Source organism: Flexivirga aerilata, from assembly GCF_013002715.1.
In the GTDB taxonomy this organism is placed as follows: Bacteria; Actinomycetota; Actinomycetes; order Actinomycetales; family Dermatophilaceae; genus Flexivirga; species Flexivirga aerilata.
The window spans coordinates 193,138-218,059 of sequence record NZ_JABENB010000002.1 but is presented as its reverse complement, the minus strand read 5'-3'; the positions used below and the strand labels follow the sequence as shown (position 1 = coordinate 218,059).

Here is a 24,922-nt window from a genome sequence, read left to right as displayed (position 1 = left end):
GACCGTCAGCGCAGGTCGGCGCTGCCCGGGTTGCCGGTCTCGTCCGGCCCGGGATCCTTCGACAGTCGCTCCACGACCTGGTCGATGGTCAGGTCGGCGACCGGCGAACCGGTGACCGTGTAGGTGTCGAGCGCCCCGGCATACGACACCCGCACGGCGCCGGTCTCCTCCGGGTCCAGCCAGGTCGACAGGTCACCGGTGATCGCGCCGACCTCGTCGGTCATCACGCCGCCGGGAGGCGCGGTGAAGTCGCGCTTGTCCTGCGCCATCAGCAACCACCCAGCATCATGTTGAGCGCGGACTTCTCGGCGCTCGTCACCCACAGGTTGTACTTCTTCTTCACCAGCACCCACCGGGTCGCGTAGAGGCAGTATGCCGAAGTGTTCGGCGGCTTCCAGACCGACGGGTCCTTGTCGCCCTTGCTCTGGTTGAGGGTGTCCTTGGCCGACACCAGCACCAGCGGGTCGTTGGCATATTGCGTGCGCTTGGTGGTTGTCCAGCTGTCCGCACCGGTCGCCCACGCGTTGCCGAGCGGCACCATGTGGTCGATGTCGATGTCGGACGCGGCGTTGTACTTGCCCGCGCCGTAGGGGTCGACCCACGTGCCGGTCAGGTTGGTGCAGGTGGACGACATCTGCACGTTCTGCCCGTCCCGGTAGAGCGCCGCGTTGCGGGCGTTGCAGGCGTCGTTGGGCGCGACCGGCCAGCCCCACGTGGAGGCGTCCCGCCAGTGCGGGAAGAGGTCGCGCGAGTAGCCGGTCATCGGGTCCTGCGCCTTGACGGTGAGCGTCGTCAGGTCCGACGTGGCCTGCGTCGAGGTGCCGCTCATGCCGAGCTTCAGCTGGTTGGCGGCGGTCGTGCCGGAGACCGTGCCGATCTGGGATGCCTGCGCCGGCGTGACGGTCGCCGCGGCCAGGACAGTTGTCAACGAAAACGCAATGAGGGTGCGACGTTTCATGTATGACGACGCTAGCGACGCGCCCAGCGCCGCAGGTGAACTCCGGGTCAGTGGCGGGTCAAGACTTGGTGAGGTTTCGGCCGGTTCAGGCCCGCGCCGCTCGGCGCTCCAGCTTCGCCAGGCGGCTCACCATCGCCTCGTGCTCGCCGTCGCCGAAAGCGCGCGCGTCGACGACCGCACGCACCGCGTCGATGTCGTCGTAGAACGCCCGGAAGGTGGTCGGCACGTCGACGTCGTGGCCGGGTCGCGACAGCACGCGGATCGCGTCGCCCGGCCGCACCGTGCCCGGTGCCTCCACCGCCAGGTAGGCACCCGAAAGCCCATGCGCGACAAACTTTTTCAGCCAGCCCCGCTCCCCCATGTGCATCCGGAACGTGCCGCACGGGATGCGTGGCCCGGCGACCCGCAACACCACCTCGTCACCGACCTGCCAGCGCTCCCCGATCAGGGCGTGGTCGACGTCGAGCTCCGACGTCGTGAGGTTCTCCCCGAAGGTGCCGTTGCGCAGGTCGCGGCCCAATTGCGCCGACCACCAGTCGAGTTCCTCGCGCGCCACGGCATACACGGCCTGGTCGTCGCCGCCGTGGTGGCGGGTGTCGCCCACGAAGTCACCGACGACGCCGCTGCCGAGGCCACCGTGCTTCGGCCCCGGCGCTCGCAGCTGCGCGGAGTCCACCGCCTGCTTGTCGATGCCGGTTGCGGTGTCCTTGGCCGAATTGGGTTGCCGCCGGCCGATATTCACCGACAGCACTCTCCCGATCCCGTATGACGCAGAGGCTCCGTGCTGCATGCGAGCATTGTCCCCGACCGAATCCGCGAGCGCACCCGCATTTGCTCGCGATACGTTCGGCGGTGTGACTGAAGACACCACGCGCACACCCACGCCCGTCGACGCCATCGCCGACCGTTACCACGAGCAGGCCGTCGCCCTCAGCCCGATGATGGCCACCTACCTGGGGCTCGACGAGCACCAGGACGCACTCGACGACTTCTCCCCCGAGGGCCTGGCCGCCCGCGACGCCGCCACCCGGGAGGCGTTGGCGCAGATCGGCGCGGCGCAGCCCCAGGACGACGTGGACCGGGTGACGATCGACGCGATGCGTGAGCGCCTCGGTCTCGACGTCGAGGTCTACGACGCCGGCATCCAGCACGCATCGCTCAACGTGATCGAGTCACCGCTGCAGGGGATCCGCGACATCTTCGACCTGATGCCGACCGACACCCCGGACCAGGTCGAGACGGTCGGCCGCCGGATGCGCGCCGTGCCGCGGGCGCTCGACCAGTGGTTCGAGTCGTTGCACGAGGCCGCCGGGCGCGGGATGGTCAGCCCGGTGCGGCAGGTGACTGCGTGCATCCAGCAGACCAAGGACCACACCGCCTCCGACGGCTACTTCGCGACGCTGAAGAAGCAGCACCCGCAGATCGGGGACGCGATCGACGAGGCGGCCGCGGCATACGCCAGGGCGGGCGACCGGCTGCGCGAGGAGATCCTGCCGAAGGCGCCCGAGGCGGACGGGGTGGGCCGCGACAAGTATCCGCTGCACTCGCGCGCCTTCCTCGGCGCGGAGATCGACCTCGAGGAGACCTACGCCTGGGGTCAGGAGGAGCTCGCGCGCATCACGGCCGAGATGGCCCGCGTCGCCGACCAGGTCAAGCCGGGCGCGAGCGTGCGCGAGGCGATGGACGCGCTCGACAACGACCCGGCATACACGCTGCAGGGCACCGACGCCCTGCAGCGCTGGATGCAGGAGAAGGCCGACGCGGCGATCGCCGAGCTGGCCGACACCCACTTCGACGTGCCGGAGCCGGTGCGCACCATCGAATGTTGCATCGCCCCAACGCAATCCGGCGGCATCTACTACACGCCGCCGAGCGACGGTTTCGAGCGCCCCGGCCGCATGTGGTGGGCAGTGCCCAAGGGCGTCGACCACTTCGGCACCTGGCGCGAGCTGACCACCGTCTACCACGAGGGCGTGCCCGGCCATCACCTCCAGTGCGGCCAGACGATCTACCGCTCCGGGCTGCTCAACAACTGGCGCCGCATGGATGTCTGGTGCTCCGGGCACGGGGAGGGCTGGGCGCTGTATGCCGAGCGCCTGATGGACGAACTCGGCTACCTCACCGACCCCGGAGACCGGATGGGCATGCTCGACGGACAGTCCCTGCGGGCGGCGCGCGTAGTCCTCGACATCGGGGTGCACTGCGGCTTCGAGGCGCCGGCAGAGGTCGGCGGCGGCGAGTGGACCTACGACAAGGCGTGGCAGTTCCTGACCGCGCATGCGGACATGGCCGAGGGGTTCCTGCGTTTCGAGCTCGACCGCTACCTCGGCTGGCCGGGACAGGCACCGTCATACAAGGTGGGCGAGCGCATCTGGATGCAGCTGCGCGACGAGGTCAAGGAGCGCGAGGGCGCCGGCTTCGACCTCAAGGCGTTCCACCGCCGCGCGCTCGACATCGGCTCGGTCGGGCTGGACACCTTGCGAGGGGCTGTCCTCGGCACGTTGTAGCCGGACTCGCTGCAAGGATGGTGCGGTGGACGTCGCACTACCCATCTTCCTGCTCGCGGCCTTCGTCGTCGTGGTGGCCACCTGCGCCCGCCGTTACGGGCTCTCGGCACCGCTGCTGCTGACCGCGCTCGGCGCGGCCGCGTCGTTCCTGCCGCTGGTGCCGCACCCGTTCGAGGTCGAGCCGGAGATCATCCTGCTCGGCTTCCTGCCGCCGCTGCTCTTCGGCGCCGCCAGCAACACCTCGCTGATCGATCTGCGCCGGGAGCGGCGGCAGATCCTCAGCCTGTCGGTGCTGCTGGTGCTGTTCACGGCGTTCGGGGTGGCGCTCGTGGTGTGGAAGCTGCTCGACATCCCGTTCGCGGCGGCCGTCGCGCTGGGTGGTGTCGTCGCGCCCCCGGACGCGGTCGCGGCGACGGCGGTCGCGCGGCGCATCGGCCTGCCGCGCCGGGTGGTGTCGGTGCTGGAGGGCGAGTCGCTCTTCAACGACGCGACCGCGCTGGTGACGGTCAACACCGCCAAGGGGCTGATCGCCGGAGGCGCGGGCGCGGCCACCGTGCTCACCGCGGGCCGGGATTTCCTGTGGGCCTCGCTCGGCGGCGCGTTGATCGGCTATCTCGCCTACCGTCTCGTCTCTCTCGTATGGCGTTACGTCACCGACGCCGTGCCGAGCGTCGCGATCAGCTTCCTCAGCCCGTGGGTCGCCTACCTGCCGGCTGAGGAGGTGCACGCCTCCGGTGTCATCGCCGCCGTGGTGTGCGGGGTGGCGCTCGGCCATTCGGCACCGGTGATCCAGACCGCGCAGGCACGCGTGTCCGAGCGGCTCAACTGGGTGTCGATGACCTTCCTGCTGGAGAACATGGTCTTCCTGCTGATCGGTCTGCAGACCCGCACGATCGTCGACGAGGTGCGCGACTCCGACCCGGGCCTCGCCGAGACGTCGCTGATCGCGCTGGCGGTGCTCGCGACAGTGATGCTGCTGCGTCCGATCTGGCTGCTCGGCCTTGCCTCGGTGAGCCGGGTGATGGGCTGGACCAACACCACGCTGACCGGCAAGGAGTCGGCGATCGCGTCGTGGGCGGGCATGCGGGGCGTGGTCACGCTGGCGGCGGCGTCGCTGCTGCCGACCGACACGCCGCACCGGCAGTCGATGGTCTTCATCGCCCTGACGGTGACGGTGGGCACCCTTGTGATCCAAGGGTATTCGCTCGGCTGGGTCGCGCGCAGGCTCAACCTGCACGGGCCGGATCCGCGGGAGGACGCGCTGCAGACCGCGCAACTCATGCAGGCGACCGTGACGGCCGGCGCCGAGCGCCTCGACCAGGAGCTCGACGACGGCGAGCACGAGGTGCCCGAGGAGGTCGTCACCGCGCTGCGCAACCAGGGCAGCCGCCGGGCCAACCTCGCGTGGGAGCGTCTCGGCAACAACGACGTCTCGGTCGAGACACCCGGCGACGCCTACCGGCGCCTGCGAGCGGCGATGCTCGACGCCGAACGCTGCAAGGTGCTGCGGCTGCGCGACAAGGGCGTCATGGACCACGAGGTGCTGAATGCGGTGATGGACAACCTCGACGTCGAGGAGTCCATGATCACCCGCTATCAGACCGCCAACGCCGAGGCCTCCGACCGGTTGCTCCTCACCCCCGAAGAGCGCCAATTCGGTTGTGAACACTTGGCGGCCGCGCCGCTCGCCATCGACCCGCTCACCCCGCAGGGCTGTGCCGACTGCCTGCGCGAGGGACTGACCTGGGTCCATCTGCGGCTGTGCCTGCAGTGCGGCAACGTCGGCTGCTGCGACTCCTCGGTCGGCCGGCACGCGAGCAAGCACTTCGAGCAGCACGGCCACCCGGTGATGCGCTCGTTCGAGCCGGGCGAGGCGTGGCGCTGGTGTTTCGTGGACGACCGGCTGGGGTGACTAGCCTGTGCGGGTGACCGTCTCACTCGTGCTCGCCTCCGCCTCCCCCGCCCGCTTGACGACCCTGCGATCGGCGGGTGTCGCGCCCGAGGTCGTCGTCTCGTCGGTCGACGAGCCGGCCGTCGTTGCCGATGCCGAGAAGTCGTTGGGCAGCCTCGACCCTGCTGACGTCGCATTACTGCTCGCCCGCGCGAAGGGCGAGGACGTCGCCTCGCAGGTCGAGTCGGATTCCCTTGTGCTGGGCTGCGATTCGGTGCTGGAGTTCGACGGGGAGACCTTCGGCAAGCCCGCTGACGCCGCCGAGGCAACCGCGCGATGGAAGGCCATGCGCGGCAGGTCCGGCACGCTCCACACCGGCCACTGGCTGATCGACGCCCGCGACGAGTCGTCGGGCGCGACCTTCGGAGTGGTCGCCTCGACCGTCGTGCACTTCGCCGACCTGACCGACGACGAGATCGACGCGTATGTCGCCACCGGCGAACCCCTCCACGTCGCAGGCGCTTTCACCATCGACGGCCTCGGCGGCCCCTACGTGACACGCATCGAGGGCGATCACCACAACGTCGTCGGGCTCAGCCTGCCGGTGCTGCGCGAGATGCTCGCCGAGCTCGGGATCGGATTCCACGACCTGCGCGGGTAGTCCGGCACCCCGGCTGATTCTTCGGCCGGCCCGCGTGCGCAACCCGCGACCGACGGCGCGACCGTCGCGACTTCTGCACGCCATACACCGGCCCCGCGTGCGTACGGCGCAACCGTCGCGACTTCTGCACGGCATACGCCGATCCCGCCCCGGCCTCGCGTGCGTAACCCGCGACCGTCGCGACTTCTGCACGCCTCACGCCGATCCCGCGTGCACACCCCGCGACCGTCGCGACTTCTGCACGCCACACGCCGATCCCGCGTGCGTACGGCGCAAGCGTCGCGACTTCTGCACGCCATACGCCGGCCCCGCGTGCGTACGGCGCAACCGTCGCGACTTCTGCACGCCATACGCCGCGCTCGCGCCACTCCCCACCCGCCCGAAATCGGCTGCCCCGGATCGCCCGGATTTCCAGGTGACGGGTCTACGGTGACCCTTCGTCAAACTATGCACTCTGCCGCACCGAGGCACCCTGCCGAAGGAGCCGTATGTCGTCCCCAGCCGCCACCGCCGGAGCGCCGCCGAAGCTGACCGCGGACCAGCGCAACGCGTTCGCCGCGGCATACCTCGGCTGGGCGATGGACGCGTTCGACTACTTCCTGGTTGTGCTGATCTACGCGCAGATCGCCAAGGACTTCGGCAAGTCGCTCACCGAGATGTCGCTCATCACCACGATGACGCTGATCATGCGGCCGGTCGGGGCGTTCCTCTTCGGTCTCTGGGCAGACCGCGTCGGGCGACGGATCCCGCTGATGGTCGACGTGATCTTCTACTCGATCGTCGGCTTCCTCTGCGCGTTCGCGCCGAATTTCACCGTGCTGATGGTGCTGCGCATGCTCTACGGACTGGGCATGGGCGGCGAGTGGGGCCTCGGCGCGGCCCTGGCGATGGAGAAGATTCCGAGCCGACGGCGCGGCCTGTTCTCCGGCATCCTGCAGGGCGGTTACTCGATGGGCTACCTGCTCGCCGCGCTCGCCTTCCTCGTGGTCAACACCTGGTGGGGCCTGTCCTGGCGGTGGATGTTCGCGCTGTCGATCATCCCGGCGCTGATCTCGCTGATCATCCGCTCGCGGGTCGAGGAGTCCGAGGTCTGGGAGTCGACGCGGCAACGCTTCCGGCAGAGCACCACCAAGGCCTCCGACATCCTCAAGAACCCGGCCATCTGGAAACGGTTCATCTTCCTGGTCCTGCTGATGACCGCGTTCAACTGGATGAGCCACGGCACGCAGGACGTCTACCCCACCTTCCTCAAGGAACACGTCGACGACGGGCTCGGGTTCGCCGGCTCCACCGCGACCTGGATCGCGGTGATCTACAACGTCGGCGCCATCACCGGCGGGGCGATCGCGGGTGCCCTCTCGGAGCGGTACGGCCGCAAGATCATCATCGTGGTCTGCGCGGCGGTCGCGCTGCCGATCATCCCGCTGTTCGCCTACTCGACGACCGTCGGGATGGTCATCCTCGGCTCGTTCCTGATGCAGGTGATGGTGCAGGGCGCGTGGGGCGTCATACCGGCGCACCTGACCGAGATGTCACCGGACGAGATCCGCGGCTTCTACCCGGGGGTGACCTACCAGCTCGGCAACTGCCTGGCCGCGTTCAACCTGCCCATCCAGGAGTCGCTCGCGTCCCGCCACGGCTACCCGTTCGCACTCGCCGCGACGATGGTGCCGGTGTTCGTCGCGGTGATCGTGCTGACGCTGATCGGCAAGGAGCGCAGGGGCGTCGAGTTCGGCACCCGGCGCACCAGTGCGGTGGCAGAGGCCGGCTGAGAGCGCCCGCCGACGTCAGCGACCGTCGCGCTGGTGCTCGGCGTGGCCGATCGCCTGCTCGAGCAGGTCCGCGACGTGCTGGTCGGCAAGCGAGTAGATCATCGAGCGCCCGTCGCGCACGCCGCTCACCAGGCCCAGATGCCGCAACAGTCGCAGCTGGTGCGAGCAGGCGGACGCCTCGAGGCCCGCGCGCTCCGCAAGCACACCTGCCGCGCACGGCCCTTCCACGAGGGTGGCGAGGATCCGCAGTCGGGACGGCGTCGCGAGCGCCTGCAATGTGGTGGCGACCTCCCCGGCCCCGACCCGATCGAGTCGCTGCTCGATCGTGGCGGATACGACGCCCGTGCGATGTCCCATGCAGCGAGCCTAGCCTCCGACACTTGAATAACTGTTCAATTGTTCCGTTACGCTGTCCCGCGTGACGACGACCACGACGCTCCCGCACATGCCGGACACGCTGTCCCCTCCGCGACGCCGGACCCGTCTGTTCGCGGTCGCCGAGGTGCGCTGGGCGACCGCCGCGCTGCTGCTGTTTCTCGTGGCGCTGCCCCTGCACCTCGCGGGCGCTCCCACCCCGCTCTGGGCGACGCTGTATGCCGCCGTCTACGTCACCGGCGGCTGGGACCCGGCGTGGGCCGGCCTCCAGGCGCTGCGCGAGAAGACACTCGACGTCGACCTGCTGATGATCGTCGCCGCCCTCGGAGCCGCGGCCATCGGTCAGGTGATGGACGGCGCGTTGCTCATCGTCATCTTCGCCACGTCGGGCGCCCTCGAAGCTGTCGCCACCGCGCGCACGCAGGACTCCATCCGTGGGCTGCTCGACCTCACGCCGGCCACCGCCACCGTGCTCGACGCCGAGGGCGGCGAGCGCACGATGCCGGCGAAGGAGTTGCGGATCGGAGACGTCATCCTGGTGCGTCCCGGCGAACTCATCGCCGCCGACGGCGTCGTCACGGGTGGTGCCAGTGACGTCGACCAGGCCGGCATCACCGGGGAGCCGCTGCCGGCATACAAGTCCACCGGTGACGAGGTGTTCGCCGGCACTCTCAACACCACCGGCACTCTCCGGGTCGAGGTCGGGCGGGACCCGCAGGACTCGGTTATCGCCCGCATCGTCGCGCTCGTCGAGCAGGCCTCGCAGACCAAGGCGCCGACCCAACTGTTCATCGAGAAGGTCGAGCAGCGCTACTCGATCGGCATGGTCACCGTGACCGTCGCGGTGTTCGCCGTGCCCCTGCTGTTCGGAGCCGATCTCACCGATGCCCTGCTGCGTGCGATGACGTTCATGATCGTGGCCTCGCCCTGCGCGATCGTGCTGTCCACGATGCCTCCGCTGCTGTCGGCGATCGCGAATGCCGGACGGCACGGCGTGCTGGTCAAGTCCGCGGTGGTGATGGAACAACTCGGACACGTCGACCAGGTCGCCTTCGACAAGACGGGCACCCTCACCGAAGGCAGCCCGGCGGTGAGCGAGGTCGAGGCGGCCGCCGGGCCCGACCTGCCGACGCGAGCACAGGTGCTGGCCTGGGCTGCCGCGGTCGAACATCTCAGTGAGCACCCGCTCGCGCGGGCGATCGTCGACGCCGCCGGTAGTCCGGCTCCGGCCGAAGACTTCTCCTCGGTGCCCGGCCGCGGCGTCGAAGGTGTGGTCGAAGGCGTGCGCACCGCTGTGGTCTCACCATCTGCCGTGACCGCCATCCTGCCGGCGTCACTGGGTATGACGGTGCGGCGTCTCGAAGCCGCCGGCCGCACCGTGGTGATCGTGCTGCGCGACGGCGCGGCCGTGGGCGCGATCGGGCTGACCGACCGGGTGCGGCACGACGCACCCGCTGCGGTGCAGTCCCTGGCCGAACTCACCGCGGCGCCGCCGGTATTGCTCACCGGTGACAACCAGGCGGCGGCAACGCAGTTGGCGGCCGTCGTCGGCATCGCCGACGTGCGCGCCGGCCTGCTGCCGGAGGACAAGGTGCACGCGATCGCAGCCGCCCAGGTCGCCGGACATCGGGTCCTTGCCGTCGGCGACGGGGTCAACGACGCACCCGCACTGGCCACCGCCCACGCCGGCGTGGCAATGGGGGGCGGCGGGTCGGATCTGACCCTGGACGCCGCGGACGCAGTGGTCGTGCGCGACAACCTGGCCGCCATCCCCGCCGCGGTGCGACTGTCACGACGCGCGCGCCGGGTCGTCCTCCAGAACCTCGTGATCGCAGCAGTCTTCATCGGCGGCCTGGTGCTGTGGGACCTGATCGGCACCCTGCCCCTCCCCCTGGGGGTGCTCGGCCACGAGGGCTCGACGGTCATCGTCGGACTCAACAGCCTGCGGCTGTTGCGCGAGCGCGAGTGGAGCGCACCCGACCCGCGCTGAGCTCGAATCGCTGTGACCCGTCACACAATTCGACCCGGCCGTCCATATCGTGGACGGTGCGTCCGAGATTTTTCCCCGGTCCGGACCGCGGCCCGGGCATTGCCTGAGATGCCGCCGCTCACTACGCTCAGCGACCCCGCACTGGTCGACCGCCAGGCGTGCGATCTCGTCGCATGACGGTTGATTGTTACCGACGAGTCGTTACGTTCGTTGAGCGTGAACAGCCCGACGACAACGCCCACCCGTCCGCTCGCCTCGACCTCGACGATCACCTTCCGAGCACCCGAGGTGACCGACGGCGGCGCGCTCTGGATGCTCGCGAGAGGCGCCGGTGAGCTCGACGTCAACACGTCCTACGCCTACCTGCTCTGGGCACGCGACTTCGCTCGCACCTCGCTGATCGCCGAATCCGGCGGGGTGGCAACAGGATTCGTGAGCGGCTATCTCAGGCCGGAGGACCCGCAGACACTCATGATCTGGCAGGTCGCCGTCGATCCGGGCTTCCGCGGGCAGGGCATCGCACGTCGCATGCTGCACGAGCTGACCGACCGGGTCGGCGAGGCGTCGGCCATGGAGACGACCATCACCGACGACAACACCGCGTCGATCGGGCTTTTCACCCGCTTCGCCGGTGAGCGTGACGCCGCGATCGACCAGCGCGAGCTCTTCGGCAGGGGCCACTTTCCCGACGCGCATTCCGCCGAGCGGCTCTACCGCATCGCGCCGCTGCACTGAACCTGCGCTGACGTTGAACCTGCGCTGCATCTGCTTGCCACGGAAGGAAATACGAGCATGACGAGCATGAGAAACACGGACACCACGATCTTCGAGACGCGCGAATCCCAGGTGCGCAGCTACTGCCGCGAGTGGCCCGCGGTCTTCGACCGCGCGCAGGGCGCCCACCAGTGGACCGAGGACGGCCGCCGCTACCTCGACTTCTTCTCCGGCGCCGGCGCACTCAACTACGGGCACAACCACCCCGAGCTGAAGAAGCGTCTGATCGACTACCTCACCGGCGACCACGTCGTGCACTCGCTCGACACCCACACCGTCGCCAAGCGCGACTTCCTGCAGACCTTCCAGGACCTCATCCTCACGCCTCGCGGGCTCGACCACGTCGTGCAGTTCCCCGGACCGACCGGCACCAACTCGGTCGAGGCGGCACTCAAGATCGCCCGCAAGTGCACCGGACGTCAGGCGATCGTCAGCTTCACCAACGCTTTTCACGGTATGACGCTCGGCTCTCTCGCCGTCACCGGCAACTCGATGAAGCGCGCGGGCGCCGGCACTCCGCTCTACCACTCGGACGTCGCGCCCTACGACGACTACTTCGACGGCGAGACGCCGGACTTCCTCTGGCTGGACCGCACGTGGAGCGACAGCGGCTCCGGCCTGGAGCTGCCCGCCGCCGTGATCGTGGAGACCGTGCAGGGCGAGGGCGGACTCAAGGCGGCCCGGGCCGAGTGGTTGCGCGAGCTGGAGTCGCTCTGCCGCCGCCACGGGGTGCTCCTGATCGTCGACGACGTGCAGGCCGGCTGCGGCCGCACCGGCACCTTCTTCTCCTTCGAGGAGGCCGGCATCACCCCGGACATCATCTGCCTGTCGAAGTCGATCTCCGGCTACGGGCTGCCGATGGCGCTCACCCTGCTGCGTCCCGAGTTGGACCAGTGGGAGCCGGGCGAGCACAACGGCACCTTCCGCGGTCACAACCCGGCGTTCGTCACCGCCACCGCCGCCCTCGCACTCTTCTGGGCCGACGACCGCTTCCAGCAGCAGGTGGCCTCCCGCGCCGAGCAACTGCACACCGGCCTGCAGCACATCGCCGACAGCCACGAGGGCGCCTGGGTGCGCGGCCGCGGGCTGCTCGCCGGCATCGCCTTCGAGGACGTCGAGACCGCCGGCCGGGTCCAGGCCGCGGCGTTCGAGCGCGGGCTGCTGGTCGAGACGTCCGGCCCGAGCGGCGAGGTGGTCAAGGTGATGCCTCCGCTCACGGTCACCGAGACCGAGCTCGAGGAGGGCCTGGAGCTGCTGACGCAGGCATGCGCGGCGGTGACCACGCCGGTCCGTGAGTCGGCACTCGTCGGCTGAGCGAGCCCCGTCATACATCTCGAAAATGACTGCGTTGAAAGGGAACCCATGAAAGTCATCAACCTGCACGATCTCGACGACACCGAGCATGACGTCGAGCACGGCAACTGGCGCAGCCGCCGGTTCGTGCTCGCCAAGGACGGCGTCGGCTTCTCCTTCCACGACACCGTGCTCTACGCCGGCACGGAGTCGGACTTCTGGTATGCCCACCACGTCGAGTGCGTCTACGTCTATGCCGGCAGCGGCACCCTGCTCAACCGCGACACCGGCGAGGAGTTCCCGCTCGCGCCGGGCACGGTCTACCTGCTCGACAAGCACGACAAGCACACCGTCCGCGTCGAGGAGGAGATCCACTGCGCCTGCGTCTTCAACCCGCCGGTCACCGGCCGGGAGGTGCACGACGAGCACGGCGTCTACCCCGTGATCCACGAGGAAGCAGCCACCGCCTGACGCCCCGAGAGGAGACCCCGTGACGACGACCACCAGACCGACCGACGACTACCCGACCCGCACCGACGACCGCCCGCGCGTGCTGCCGCGCACCGGCCCGGTCGTGCACGGATCGGCCGGCGACGGACCGCTCGACGCCGAGACGCTGCGCGACTTCGACGACCGCGGCTACCTGCTGATCGACCAGCTGCTGACCGGTGACGAACTCGCAGCAATGCGAAGGGAACTCACTCGGATGGCCTCGGACGACGCCATACGGGCCGACGAACGCACGGTGATCGAGGCGACGTCGCAGGAGGTGCGCAGCATCTTCGACGTGCACCTGACCAGCCCGGTCTTCGGCGCGATCGCGCGCGACCCGCGCGTGGTGGCTCGCGCACGGCAGCTCCTCGGCTCGGATGTCTACATCCACCAGAGCCGGGTGAATGCCAAGCCGGCGTTCGAGGGCAAGGACTTCTTCTGGCACTCCGACTTCGAGACCTGGCACGCCGAGGACGGCATGCCCACCCCGCGGGCGGTCAGCATCTCGATCTCGTTGACCGACAACCACTCGTTCAACGGCCCGCTGATGATCATGCCGGGGTCACACCGCCACTACGTCTCCTGCGTCGGTGGCACCCCGGAGGACAACTACAAGAGCTCGCTGGTGATGCAGGGAGCCGGCACCCCCGACCGGCAGACCCTCACGGCACTCGCCGACGAGCACGGCATCGACGTACTCGAGGGCAGCGCGGGCGGCGCGATCATGTTCGACTCCAACTGCATGCACGCCTCGAACGGCAACGTCACGCCGTTCCCGCGGTCCAACGTGTTCATCGTCTACAACAGCGTCGAAAACACCTGTGTCGCACCGTATGCCGCGCCGGCCCCTCGCCCGTCGTTCCTCGGCGCGCGGGACTTCACCCCGCTGCGCTGAGGGCATGTCGCGGGTCGGTCAGCCGCCCTTGGACCACGGCCCGCGCACGATCGACGAGTCGTCGGAGTCCGCTTCGGCGGGTCGGCGCCGGGTGACCAGCGGGATGGTCGGCTGGCTGCCCGGATCGAAGTCGTCGTCGTCATCCGACGCGGGCCGCTCGGGCAACCGGTGCTGGGGTGTGCTGGGGTGCGGCGGGACGGCCTCGACCTCGTTGCCCGGTGAGCCGTCGTCGTCGAAATCGAGTGGCAGCTCGACCTCTTCGTGGTCGGCGCTGTCCTCGACGGGGTCGGTCGACCGGTCGAAGGTGACATTGATCCGCTCGAAGCCTTTGAGCCGGGTCGCCTCGGCCAGCCCCGTGTAGGCCCGGATGTCGCCGGCGGTCAACCGCACGTTGTCGGTGAACGGCGTGAGCAGCGCCCGCGGCCAGAGCCGCAGCACCCGCACCGCGTCGATCTCCATGCTCATCGCGATCGCGACCCCGGCGATGTAGAGGAAGATCATCAGGCCGACGACGACGGCGAACTGTCCGGCGATGGCCGTGTTGCGCTGCACCACGTGCTCGACGTAGATCCCGCCGACGGTCTGCAGGACCTGCCACATCAGCCCGGCAAACACCGCGCCGGGCAGCAGGTCGCGGGTCTTGATGCGCCGTGCGGTCGCGATGCGGAAGGCGAAGGTGATCGCGAGGATGTCGACGCAGATGGTGCCGACCCTGACCCCGAATGCCGCCAGGCCCGCCAGGTGGATGACTCGTGGCACCACCGATGTCAGGCCGATCGTCGCCAGCAGCGTGGTGCCGAGCACGGCGATCAGACCGACCGACTTCCCGCGCGCCGCAAAGGGATTGGGCCGCGAGTTGCGCGGCACCTGCCATACCGAGTTGGCGATGTACTGGAACGCCTGTGCCGCACCGAGCGCACCGTAGAGCGCCACCAGCGCACTGACCGCGATCGAGATCCAGCTGCCGGTGGAGGCGCTCGGTGCCTTGATCTCGTCACCGACGATCGGGAACTCGCTGAGTGCCGACCTGATCAGCTCCTGCTGCAGGCCGGGGTTTCCCTCCAGCACCACACCGAGGATCGTGGTCGCGAGGATCAGCATCGGGAAGAGCGACACGAACGCGTAGTAGGCGAACAGCGCCGCCATGAAGTTGCCGAGGTCGTCGAAGAACTTGTAGACGACCGCGATCGGGTAGCCCAGCGGCGGGAACCTCCGCTGGGTCCGGTCGATGGATGCGACGACGCTCACGGGCTCAACGGTACCGGCGGCAGGCGTGAGTCCCGCTCACCCCACGCGTGGTCGGGAACTTCGGTGGGGTGAGTCGCAGTGTCGCTGGACGGTGTCGCTGGCCCGAGTAGCGCGGAGGAGCGAAGCGGGGGAGCGCGTATCGAAACCAGCGCTCGCCCGCTCGGTCGCTGGTCTCGATACGGCCTCGCCCCTGGGGGCTCGCCCTACTCGACCAGCGGTGTCGCTGGCCCGAGTACCGCGGAGGAGCGAAGCGGGGGAAGCGCGTATCGAGACCAGCCCGCGGGCTGGTCTCGATACGGCCTCGCCCCTGCGGGCTCGGCCCACTCGACCAGCGGTGTCGCTGGCCCGAGTACCGCGGAGGAGCGAAGCGGGGGAAGCGCGTATCGAAACCAGCGCTCCCCCGCTCGGTCGCTGGTCTCGATACGGCCTCGCCCCTGGGGACTCGCCCCACTCGACCAGCGGTGTCGCTGGTTGAGTAGCGCGGAGGAGCGAAGCGGGGGAAGCGCGTATCGAAACCAGCGCCCGTGAGCTGGTCTCGATACGGCCTCGCCCCTGGGGGCTCGGCCCACTCGACCAGCGGTGTCGCTGGTTGAGTAGCGCGGAGGAGCGAAGCGGGGGAAGCGCGTATCGAAACCAGCGCCCGCGGGCTGGTCTCGATACGGCCTCGCCCCTGGGGGCTCGGCCTACTCGACCAGCACTCAGCGGGCTCGGCCTACTCGACCCGCATCCGTGCGGCTCGGACTCTAAACCGGCGGTATGGCGCGGCGGCGCTCGCTGAAGCGCCGGTCCCGGCGGCAGGCATAGGCCAGCCGGTGCAGCAGCTCGGTGCGCAGCGACGACGCCTCGACAACCCCGTCGATGACCAGGTCGGACGCCAACCGCTCCAGATCGACGTCCTCGAGGTATCCCTCGCGCTTGGCCTGCACGAAGGCCTCCTGCTCGGCGGGGTCCTCGATCTCGGCGATCTTGCCGGCATACACGGCGTTGACCGCGGCCTCCGGGCCCATCACCGCGATGCGAGCGGTCGGCAGCGCGAGGGTGGCGTCCGGTCCGAAGCCGGGGCCGCCCATGGCGTAGAGGCCTGCGCCATACGCCTTGCGGACCACGATGCAGAACTGCGGGACGGTCGCCTCGGACACCGCCGACACCATCTTGGCGCCGTGCCGGATGATGCCGCCGCGCTCCACCTCGGACCCGATCATGAAGCCGGGCACGTCGGCCAGGTAGATCAGCGGGATGGAGTAGGCGTCGCACATCCAGATGAAGCGTGCGGCCTTGTCGGCACTGTCGGTGAAGAGCACGCCGCCCTTGACCATCGAGTTGTTGGCAACGATGCCAACGGTTTTGCCGTCCATGCGGCCGAAGCCGATCACCAGCTCGGGCGCGAAGAGCGGCTTGATCTCGAAGAACGAGTCGTCGTCGATCAGCCCGTCGATGACCTCGTGCACGTCGAACGGCTGGCTCTCGATCTCCGGCACGGTGTGCTCGGTGAGCTCGGTCGCCGGCTCCTCCCCCACGTATGACGGGGGCTCGTCGTGCCAGGTGGACGGCACGTAGGAGAAGAAGAGCTTGGCGAGCTCGATCGCCTCGGCGTCGTCGGAGGCGAGTAGGTCACCGACGCCGCTGACGGTGCAGTGCATCCGTGCGCCGCCCATCTCCTCGAGCGAAACCTTCTCTCCGACAACCATTTCCGCCATTCGCGGGCTGCCGAGATACATCGACGCGTTGCCCTCGACCATGATGAGGATGTCGGTGAAGCTCGGGATGTAGGCACCGCCGGCGGCCGACGGCCCGAACAAGCAGCAGATCTGCGGCACCTTGCCCGACAACGCGACCTGGTTGTGGAAGATGCGTCCCGCGCCGCGGCGGCCGGGGAAGAGTTCGACCTGGTCGGTGATGCGGGCGCCGGCCGAGTCGACGAACCAGAAGACCGGCAGCTCCTCCCGCAGCGCGGCCTCCGTCGCCCGCACGATCTTCTCGACCGTGCGCGCGCCCCAGGAGCCCGCCTTCACGGTCGGATCGTTGGCGACCACGATCGCCGGACGCCCCTCGACCGTGCCCCGGCCGGTGACGACCCCGTCGGCCGGCAGGTTGCCAGCGGTGGCGTTGGCGTACCGACCGTCCTCGACGAAGGACCCCTCGTCGAAGAGCAGTGAAATCCGTTCGCGGACATACAGTTTGCCCTGCGAGTCCAGCTTGGCCTGGGCCCGCTCGGGCGCCGCGGCCGACGCTTCGTAGGCCGCCGCCAGCCGCTCACGCACATCGGCGACTCGCGGGTCGCCGCTCACCTCGGTGGTGACCTGCTCACTCATGCCGGCAGCCCGAGCCCGCGTGCGATCACCATGCGCTGCACCTCAGAGGTGCCCTCGCCGATCTCCAGGATCTTGGCGTCGCGGTAGAAGCGCGCGACGGGATATTCCTCCATGAACCCGTTGCCGCCGAAGATCTGCGTGGCGATGCGGGTCGCGCTGACCGCGGCCTCGGTGGAGTAGAGCTTGGCGATGGCCGCGGCCTGCTTCACTTCGGCGACGGATCGACGGCCAGCCTCCAGCTCGTCCTTGAGCCAGGCGGCCTTGTAGGTCAGCTGCCGGGATGCCTCGACCATGACGGCGAGGTCCGCGATCTGGAAGGACACACCTTGGTTGACCGCGATCGGCTTGCCGAAAGCCGTTCGCGTCTTTGCATATTCGGTGACCGCCTCCAGACACGCCTGCGACAGCCCGACTGCGAGCGCAGAGATCGCGATGCGGCCGTCGTCCAGCGTCTTGAGGAACTGCTTGAAGCCCTGCCCGCGGCGGCCGAGCAGGTTGCTCTCGGGCACCACGCAGTCGGAGAAGGTGAGGCCGTGGGTGTCGGAGATGTGCCAGCCGAGCTTGTCGTAGGCGGGCTCGGCGGTGAAGCCCGGAGTGCCGGCCGGCACCATGATCGCGCTGATCTCGGCGCGGCCGTTGTCGTCGGTGCCGGTGCGGGCGGTGACCGTGACCACCGAGGTGATGTCGGTGCCGGAGTTGGTGATGAACGCCTTGGCGCCGTTGATCGTCCAGTTGCCGTCAGCGAGCGTCGCCTTGGTGCGGGTGGCCCCGGCGTCGGAGCCGGCGTCCGGCTCGGTAAGGCCGAAGCCGGCCAGGGCGCGGCCGGCCACCAGGTCGGGCAGGAAGCGCTGCTTCTGCTCGTCGTCGCCGTAGGTCAGGATCGGGTTGATGCCGAGGCCGACACCGGCCGACAACGTGATCCCGATGGACTGGTCCACCCGGCCGAGCTCCTCGATCGCGAGGCAGAGGTAGGTGAAGCTGCCCTCGTCGAGGCCGGCACCGCCATACTCCTCCGGCACGACCAGGCCGAAGAGCCCGAGCTCGCCCATCTTCGGGACCAGGTCGGTCGGGAAGTGGTGCTCCTTGTCCCACTGCGCGACGTGCGGCGCGACCTCACGCTCGGCGAAATCCCGCACCAGCTGCCGGAATTCCTCGTGCTCCTTGCTCAGCTCGAACATCCTCGTCCTTCGCAATCTCGAGTGTGTGGCCCGTCACACAACGCTTGACGTTGACGTAAACGTAAAGCATGATCGCCGCCATGACAACCCCGCACGTCGAGGCCACCTGGTCGATCGCGCAGCTGGCCGAGGAGTTCGGGCTGACCCACCGCACGATCCGGCACTACGAGGAGCTCGGCCTCCTCTCCCCCGAGCGCCGCGGCACCGTGCGGGTCTTCCACCGGCGCGACCGCACCCGGCTCGAGCTCATCGTGCGGGGCAAGCGAATCGGCTTCCCGCTGGAGGAGATTCGCACGATCATCGACATGTATGACGAGACTCCCGGCGAGTCCGGCCAGCTCGTCTACCTGCTCGACCAGATCGCCGCCCGCCGCGCCGAGCTGGAGCAGCGCCGCGCGGACATCGACCGCACCCTCGCCGAGATGGAGTCGATGGAGCGGCGCTGCCGGGCAGATCTGCGTCGGCTGCAAAGCTGATCCTGCCGCCCGATCAGCGCTAGCGTCAGGGCACATGCGCAGCCCTCGCAGCATCGCCACCGCCGCCGCAGCGGCCGCCCTCGCCACCACCGGGATGACCGCCCTGGCGCTGCCCACGGCACCCGCCGCGGGCGCCGCCGGCTGCGGCAACAAGATCTTCCTCGTCGACGGCTACAAGAGCGGCGAGTCGGCCGCGAGCTTCGGCGGACCCAGCCTGAGCAACGTTGCGTCCGCGCCCGGCTGGGACCGGGAGATCTTCTACTACCGCAACGGCATCATCCCGGTGCTCGACCCCACGACACTCAACAACACCGTCGCCAGGGCGGTCCCGAGCCTGGAACGCGCGGCGATCGACTACCACCGCGCCTGCCCGAGCGCACGCATCGCGTTCATGGGCTATTCGTTCGGCGCGCTCGTGGCCGGCAACGTGGTCGAGTCCCTGGCCGGCAAGAGCGACATCCCGCACAACCAGCTGAGCGCCGTGCTCTACGGCGACCCGCGCCGGGCACCGCAGACCAAGGGCATCGAGGGACCCGCCGGCGGGGTGCTGACGATGCTGCCCAACCTGCCGACGATCGACGCACCCGGGCCGCGCAACTTCCGCGACGTCGCCGTGAGCGAGGTCTGCAACCAGAACGACGTCATCTGCAACGCCGCCAACCCGTTCACCAATGCGCTCGCGGTCGCCAACGGCGTGCAGGGCTATCGCAGCGGGGACCACGCCTACCGGTTCGACCCCTTCGGCGCGGACGCCCGCCCGGGCGACCACTACCAGCCGCAGACACCCCGGATCGGGTATGGCGCGCCGCTGCCGGTCCCGATGCCCACCCCCAACGCCCTGCTCAGGCACAACCTCCTCTGGAACGCCACGGTGCGGGCGATCGGCGACGCCATCGACGGTGCGGTCGCCGCCGGACTGCTGGCGAGGTTCGGGGTGCCCGGCGCGGACGGGCTCGCCGCGCCCATCGACGGGCTGATCGCCGAGGCCGGCGGCTGAGGCGCGAGCGCGTATGCCGCGCGGGTGTCGCGCCATACGCGAGGATGTACTCATGAGTACGCCCGTCTTCACCAGCGTGGACGACACCCGCGACCGGCTCGCCGAGACCGGCTACCTGCCGTCGGACGCGATCGCCACCACGGTCTACCTCGCGGCCACCCTCGGCCGGCCGCTGCTCATCGAGGGCCCGGCCGGTGTCGGCAAGACCGCGCTCGCCGGCGCACTCGCCGCGGCCACCGGCAACGACCTGGTGCGGCTGCAGTGCTACGAGGGCGTCGACGAGGCACGCGCCCTCTATGAGTGGAACCACGCCAAGCAGTTGCTGCGCATCTCCGCCGAGCAGAGCGGCGGCTGGGACGACGTGCGCACCGACATCTTCGGCGAGGAGTTCCTGCTCGCCCGGCCGCTGCTGACCGCGGTGCGCAGCGAGCGGCCGGTCGTGCTGCTCGTCGACGAGCTCGACAAGGCCGACGAGGAGATGGAGGGCCTGCTGCTGGAGCTGCTCTCGGAGTTTCAGGTCACCATCCCCGAGCTCGGGACGATCCACGCCCGGCACCGGCCCCTGGTGGTGCTGACCTCCAACGCCACCCGCGAACTCTCCGAGGCGCTGCGACGCCGGTGCCTCTTCCTGCACATCGACTACCCGGACGCCGCGCTCGAACAACGCATCGTGCAGTCCCACGTGCCCGATCTGGACGACACGCTCGCCGCGTCGCTGGTGCGCGTCGTCGGCGCGCTGCGCGGGCTCGAGCTGCGCAAGGCACCGTCGGTCGCCGAGACCGTCGATTGGGCCGGGACGCTGATCAGTCTCGGCGCCGACCGGCTCGACCCGCAGCTGGTGCGCGACAGCCTCGGTGTGGTGCTCAAGCACCAGAGCGACATCGAGCTCGCCCACGCGAAGCTGGACCTGGATCGTGAACTCGCGGGCTGATTCCTCCGCGACGGCTGAAACCGAAACACTGCCAGCGCGATTCGTCGCGCTGGGCGCGGCGATGCGCGCCCACGGCATGCGGGTCGGCACCAGCGAGGTGACCGACGCGGCCCGGGTCGCGCAGGCACTCGGACTGGACGACCGCGAGCGGTTGCGCGCGGGGGTCGCCGCGGCGATGTTGCGCCGCAGCGACGACCGCTCGTCGTTCGACCAGCTCTTCGACATCTACTTCCCGGCTGCCGCCGGGCGCCGTATGACGGGAGCCGCGGGCGGCGCCGAGGACGCCGACGCGTTGCGCGACCGGCTCGCCCGCGCGCTCGCGGCCGGCGACACGGCAGCGGCGGAGCAACTCGCGGCCGCCGCGGTCGAGCTCCTCGGCAGGGTCGGCGACGACGCCGCAGGATGGAGTGCCGCCCGCACCCTCGACGCGCTCGCGCCGCAGCGGGCGATCTCCGCGGCGCAGGACCTCCTGCGCGGTGACGCTCCCGGCGAGGGCGCCGGCTCGGGACCCGGCAGCGGCCAGGGCGCGGGCGGCATGGCGGCCGCATCGCCGCAGGGCGCGACCACCGACACCGACTGGGCGATCAACCCCTGGGACCGGGAGCCGGGCCGCCCCGAGCGCTTCACCGACCGGATCGACCGGGACGAGCTGCGGGCCCGCGTCGAGGCGTTCCGCCGCCAGGTCGAGAGCGAGAGCCGCCGCCGCAACGCGGAGGTGCGCGATCGGGAGCAAGTGGCGCGGCTCGCCATACCGCGCACGATCCGGCAGCGCGACTTCCTCACCGCCGGCAGCGACCAGCTGCACCAGCTGCGGCGCGAACTCGACCCGCTGGCGCGCAAACTCGCGGCCCGGCTGACGTCCCGCGAGCGGGCCGGACGTGGGGCGATCGACGTGCGTCGCACCCTGCGCGCGTCGATGTCGACCGGCGGGGTGCCGATCGACCCGGTCTACCAGCGCCGCGCGCCACATCGCCCGGACCTGGTGCTGCTCGCGGACCTGTCCGGCTCGGTCGGCGGCTTCTCCGGCTTCACCATGCTGCTCATGCAGGCCCTGCACCAGCACTTCCGCAAGGTGCGCATCTTCGGCTTCGTGAGCAGCACCGCGGAGATCACCGACGTGGTGCACGACCTGCCGCCCGGCACGTCGCTCACCAGCTGGGCCCTCGGCACCCCGGAGCTCATCGCACGCGGCACCAACTCCAACTACGGCTGGGCGCTGCGCACCTTCGTGCGCGGCCACCTCGACGCGCTCGGGCGGCGCTCGACCGTGCTGGTGCTCGGCGACGCCCGGAACAACTTCGCCGACCCGGGCATCGCCGATCTGCAACGCATCGCCGACCGCGCCAGGCACCTGACCTGGCTCAACCCGGAGCCGGAAGTCCTCTGGCGGCAGGGAGATTCGGCGGCGCAGGTCTACGGCCGGATCGCGCCGATGCACGAGTGCCGCAACCTGGAGCAACTGCGCGACTTCGTCGCCCGGACGTTGCCCATCTGAGAGCCCATCTGAGAGCCCATTTGAGGCATCGGCTGAGCCCGGCAAGCGACCCCGGCATACTGGCCCCATCATGCGACTGCGAAAACTTGCCGCCGTGCCCGCGCTACTGCTGACCGGACTCGCGGCGGCCCCGGTCGCGGTCGCCGAGACGGGGGGCCCGGGCGGCGCCCCCGGCAGTCAGCCGGTGGAGTTCAGCACCGCACTGGGCGACGCCCCGGTGCTCTCCCCCGGCCGCATCACGACACAGGCGCCGACCGGCAACACCACGACCTACGCGACGATCAAGCGACCGGCCGGCGGCTCGGTGGCGGTCGCCGTCTTCGGGGCGGTGCAGGCGTCCATCACCACCGCCGACGGCAAGACCGACTGCTCCTCGTCCGACACCAGCAGCTTCGAGGCGGTCGGCGGATACCGCTTCATCTTCCTGGACGGCGCCGCCACCAAGCGGCAGTCCTACATCGACAGCGGCTGCGAGAGCGTGACCGACCTCCGGCTGACCCTCAAGGCACCGGACACCACCAGCTCCTCCGCCTCGAGCTCGGCACCGCCGAGCCGGGACGTGCAACTCGTGCTCACCGAGGAGCCGAAGATCACCAAGCTCGAACCCGCCACTCCGGCAACGGGTTTCAGCGAGATCACCGCCGCATCCAAGTCGACCACGGGCGACGACAGGACGCTCAGCGACAAGCTGCTCGCGCCGGACACGCTGACACCGGGCAGCTACCCGGTGTCGCTGCAGCCCGGCAAGCTCGCCGTCGCGCGGGTGCGGGTGGGCTGGGGGCAACGCCTCGCGGCGTCGGTCGACGCACCGCGCAACGGCACCAACTTCGCTCCGCCGACCTCGCTCAACGTCGCGCTCACCCTCTTCAGTCCGCAACTGTCCCAGGTCAGGTCGAGCGCCACCGGCATCATCAGCAAGAACAGCGGGGACCAGCAGACCGTCGCCACCTACACCGCGCAGGTCAACGCCGCCAACCGCCAACTCGACTACGGCAACAAGACCGGCGACATCGGCATCGGTTCCGCCCAGTGGACGACCGCGGCCGGCTGGTACACGGTGGCGATCTACGTCAGCGCCACCGACGACACGCAACCCCAACCGACGACCACGGTGCCGGCCCGGCTCAACCTCGACGTGGTCGGCAGCCCGACCACCGGGCCGACGTATGCCGATGCCGCCGGCGCAGCGGTCACCGCTCCCCCTGCCAGCCAGCTGTCGGTCGGCGGGGCCGACGCGGACGGCGGCGGCTCGGTGCTGCCGAAGATCGGGATCAGTGCACTGATCGTGGCCGCCGCCGCGGGCGTGCTGATCTGGCTGCGCCGCCTGAGCTGACCCGCTTGGCGTGATCCGGCTCGGTCGCGTTATTTGACGCGCTGCCAGGTGTATTCGCTGCCCTGCGCAGTGCACACGAGCAGTGTCTTGCCGGCGCTGTCGGCCTCGGTGGTGCCGGCGTCCTGCCACTGGCAGGTGCCGCCGATCTTCGCGGCCCCGGGCGGCAGGTTGCCCGCATCGCTGCCCTGCGGCCACCAGACGAACGCCAGCGCAGCGAGCGCGACGAGCGGTGCCGCGACCAGCCCGGCCAGCTTCGCCCGGCGGCCCGGCGTCGCTCGCGCCGGGGCGCCTTCCGGGGCCGGGGCCGCGCCGGGCGCCGGGACGTTCGTGCGGCCGGCACCCTGGGCCGGCTGCTGATTGCCCTGCACCGCGGTGGGCGACGCGGGCGCCTGCGCCGGGCTGGCGGTCTGCCCGAACGGCGCGGTGCCGGTCGCGTCGAAGCTCTGTGCCCTGGTGCGCTCCGGGTCCGCGTCGACCCGGCGCGGCACGCTGATCGCGGTCTGTGGCACCCACGCGACGTCAGGCCCGGCGAGCGCCGCCGCAGCGGCTCCTGCCGACGGCGGCCGGCCCGCCGGATCGGGGTCGGCGAGGTCCACGACCACTCGCCACAGCTGGTCGGGCACGTGCGGCGGCCGGATCGGAAGGTCGTCGCGGTGCTGCCTGTTGTCGCCGGCCTTCTCCCCCGAAAGCAGTTGCAGCGCAACGATGCCCGTCGCGTAGAGATCCCAGCTCGGTGCCGGCTCGCCACCGCGAAGTTGCTCGGGCGCGAGATATCCGGGGGTGCCCAGCACGACGGCCTGTGTCGTCATACGCGGTGAATCGACCGGCACCGCGATGCCGAAGTCGGTGAGGCGCAGCTGCGGCCGGTCGGTGCCGGTCGCGGCGAGCAGCAGGTTGGCCGGTTTGACGTCGCGGTGGACGACACCGGCCCGGTGCACCGCGTCGAGCGCCGCGAGCAGCTGGCGGACCAGCTCGGCGACATAGAGCGGCGGCAGGGTGCGGTGTCCGTCGCGCATCAGGTCGCTCACCGAGCCGCCGTCGACCAGCGGCATGGTGAACAGCACGCGGTCGTCCTCACCCGCCCACCCGAGCGGCGTGACCACGTTGGGGTGGTGGATGCGCACGCCCTGCTCGCGCATGAAGCGCAGCAGCGAGCCGGCGTCCGACTGCCGCAGCACCTTGGCCGCCAGCAGCTGGTCGTGCTTGCGGTCGTGCACCTGCCAGACCGAGCCCATGCCGCCCTCGCCGATGATGTCGACGAGCTCGTACCGACCCGCGAAAACCTCTCCCACGAGTCAGCAGCATGCCAGGTCGGCCCGGGACTACAACCACGAAACCCCGACT

22 protein-coding genes are annotated in these 24,922 nt (G+C 70.0%); 14 read left to right on the top strand and 8 right to left on the bottom strand.

The genetic code is table 11. From position 1 onward, the window contains the following. Positions 1-5 precede the first annotated feature (5 nt). The 3 genes from HJ588_RS12865 to HJ588_RS12855 form a co-directional block, all read right to left on the bottom strand. On the bottom strand, positions 6-269 hold the full coding sequence (locus HJ588_RS12865; RefSeq protein ID WP_171156187.1) for a hypothetical protein: 264 nt from the start codon (positions 267-269) through the stop codon (positions 6-8). Next, entirely contained in the window at positions 269-958 is a 690-nt protein-coding gene (locus HJ588_RS12860; protein WP_171156185.1) for an HNH endonuclease family protein, read from the bottom strand. Before HJ588_RS12860 ends, HJ588_RS12865 begins: the two co-directional genes overlap by 1 nt. 85 nt (positions 959-1,043) lie before the next feature. Next, a complete protein-coding gene (locus tag HJ588_RS12855) occupies positions 1,044-1,748 on the bottom strand; it encodes an MOSC domain-containing protein (RefSeq protein WP_212755916.1) in 705 nt (234 codons plus the stop codon). A 64-nt stretch (positions 1,749-1,812) separates the two neighbouring features. On the opposite strand from HJ588_RS12855, the gene HJ588_RS12850 reads away from it, so the two are divergent. From HJ588_RS12850 to HJ588_RS12835, 4 genes are all read left to right on the top strand, one after another. Beyond that, positions 1,813-3,465, top strand: coding sequence for a DUF885 domain-containing protein (locus tag HJ588_RS12850; protein WP_343036712.1), 1,653 nt, complete (start codon positions 1,813-1,815; stop codon positions 3,463-3,465). Positions 3,466-3,490: 25 nt separating this feature from the next. Then, positions 3,491-5,377 (top strand): Na+/H+ antiporter, encoded by a 1,887-nt coding sequence (locus tag HJ588_RS12845; protein ID WP_171156180.1) that lies wholly within the window; start codon positions 3,491-3,493, stop codon positions 5,375-5,377. A 7-nt stretch (positions 5,378-5,384) separates the two neighbouring features. After that, entirely contained in the window at positions 5,385-6,017 is a 633-nt protein-coding gene (locus HJ588_RS12840; RefSeq protein ID WP_171156178.1) for a Maf family nucleotide pyrophosphatase, read from the top strand. Positions 6,018-6,505: 488 nt separating this feature from the next. Continuing rightward, on the top strand, positions 6,506-7,789 hold the full coding sequence (locus tag HJ588_RS12835; RefSeq protein ID WP_171156176.1) for an MFS transporter: 1,284 nt from the start codon (positions 6,506-6,508) through the stop codon (positions 7,787-7,789). Positions 7,790-7,804: 15 nt separating this feature from the next. Here the strand turns inward: HJ588_RS12835 and HJ588_RS12830 are convergent, their stop codons facing one another. Next, positions 7,805-8,146 (bottom strand): ArsR/SmtB family transcription factor, encoded by a 342-nt coding sequence (locus HJ588_RS12830; RefSeq protein ID WP_171156174.1) that lies wholly within the window; start codon positions 8,144-8,146, stop codon positions 7,805-7,807. Positions 8,147-8,207: 61 nt separating this feature from the next. Here HJ588_RS12830 and HJ588_RS12825 point away from each other — a divergent pair, with 61 nt between their 5' ends. The 5 genes from HJ588_RS12825 (at position 8,208) to thpD (ending at position 13,608) form a co-directional block, all read left to right on the top strand. Next, entirely contained in the window at positions 8,208-10,154 is a 1,947-nt protein-coding gene (locus HJ588_RS12825) for a heavy metal translocating P-type ATPase (RefSeq protein WP_343036711.1), read from the top strand. Positions 10,155-10,370: 216 nt separating this feature from the next. Continuing rightward, complete coding sequence (ectA, locus tag HJ588_RS19045; protein ID WP_343036710.1) at positions 10,371-10,889, top strand: diaminobutyrate acetyltransferase; 519 nt, start codon at positions 10,371-10,373, stop codon at positions 10,887-10,889. Positions 10,890-10,955: 66 nt separating this feature from the next. Beyond that, positions 10,956-12,242: a diaminobutyrate--2-oxoglutarate transaminase gene (gene ectB / locus HJ588_RS12820; RefSeq protein ID WP_212756016.1), complete on the top strand. Its 1,287-nt coding sequence runs from the start codon at positions 10,956-10,958 to the stop codon at positions 12,240-12,242. A 48-nt stretch (positions 12,243-12,290) separates the two neighbouring features. Beyond that, positions 12,291-12,692: an ectoine synthase gene (locus tag HJ588_RS12815; protein ID WP_171156172.1), complete on the top strand. Its 402-nt coding sequence runs from the start codon at positions 12,291-12,293 to the stop codon at positions 12,690-12,692. A 19-nt stretch (positions 12,693-12,711) separates the two neighbouring features. Further along, a complete protein-coding gene (thpD, locus tag HJ588_RS12810) occupies positions 12,712-13,608 on the top strand; it encodes an ectoine hydroxylase (protein WP_171156170.1) in 897 nt (298 codons plus the stop codon). A gap of 18 nt (positions 13,609-13,626) precedes the next feature. Here the strand turns inward: thpD and HJ588_RS12805 are convergent, their stop codons facing one another. The 3 genes from HJ588_RS12805 to HJ588_RS12795 form a co-directional block, all read right to left on the bottom strand. Then, positions 13,627-14,856 carry a YhjD/YihY/BrkB family envelope integrity protein gene (locus HJ588_RS12805; RefSeq protein ID WP_212755914.1) on the bottom strand — a complete coding sequence of 410 codons (1,230 nt, stop codon included), beginning with the start codon at positions 14,854-14,856 and terminating at the stop codon, positions 13,627-13,629. Between the two features lie 743 nt (positions 14,857-15,599). After that, positions 15,600-17,168: an acyl-CoA carboxylase subunit beta gene (locus HJ588_RS12800; RefSeq protein ID WP_171156167.1), complete on the bottom strand. Its 1,569-nt coding sequence runs from the start codon at positions 17,166-17,168 to the stop codon at positions 15,600-15,602. Continuing rightward, positions 17,165-18,346: an acyl-CoA dehydrogenase family protein gene (locus HJ588_RS12795; protein ID WP_171156165.1), complete on the bottom strand. Its 1,182-nt coding sequence runs from the start codon at positions 18,344-18,346 to the stop codon at positions 17,165-17,167. The genes HJ588_RS12800 and HJ588_RS12795 overlap by 4 nt, the downstream gene beginning before the upstream one ends. Positions 18,347-18,426: 80 nt before the next feature. Here HJ588_RS12795 and HJ588_RS12790 point away from each other — a divergent pair, with 80 nt between their 5' ends. The 5 genes from HJ588_RS12790 to HJ588_RS12770 all read left to right on the top strand — a co-directional run bounded on the left by HJ588_RS12790 (position 18,427) and on the right by HJ588_RS12770 (position 23,578). Further along, complete coding sequence (locus tag HJ588_RS12790; RefSeq protein WP_171156163.1) at positions 18,427-18,822, top strand: MerR family transcriptional regulator; 396 nt, start codon at positions 18,427-18,429, stop codon at positions 18,820-18,822. Positions 18,823-18,856: 34 nt separating this feature from the next. Then, a complete protein-coding gene (locus HJ588_RS12785) occupies positions 18,857-19,819 on the top strand; it encodes a cutinase family protein (RefSeq protein WP_171156161.1) in 963 nt (320 codons plus the stop codon). A 52-nt stretch (positions 19,820-19,871) separates the two neighbouring features. After that, on the top strand, positions 19,872-20,750 hold the full coding sequence (locus tag HJ588_RS12780) for an AAA family ATPase (RefSeq protein WP_171156158.1): 879 nt from the start codon (positions 19,872-19,874) through the stop codon (positions 20,748-20,750). 61 nt (positions 20,751-20,811) lie between these two features. Further along, positions 20,812-22,245: a VWA domain-containing protein gene (locus HJ588_RS12775; RefSeq protein WP_171157186.1), complete on the top strand. Its 1,434-nt coding sequence runs from the start codon at positions 20,812-20,814 to the stop codon at positions 22,243-22,245. A 94-nt stretch (positions 22,246-22,339) separates the two neighbouring features. Continuing rightward, positions 22,340-23,578 carry a hypothetical protein gene (locus HJ588_RS12770; RefSeq protein ID WP_171156156.1) on the top strand — a complete coding sequence of 413 codons (1,239 nt, stop codon included), beginning with the start codon at positions 22,340-22,342 and terminating at the stop codon, positions 23,576-23,578. 29 nt (positions 23,579-23,607) lie between these two features. Here HJ588_RS12770 and HJ588_RS12765 read toward each other — a convergent pair whose 3' ends face one another. Next, positions 23,608-24,870, bottom strand: coding sequence for a protein kinase domain-containing protein (locus HJ588_RS12765; RefSeq protein WP_171156154.1), 1,263 nt, complete (start codon positions 24,868-24,870; stop codon positions 23,608-23,610). Between the last annotated feature and the right edge of the window lie 52 nt (positions 24,871-24,922).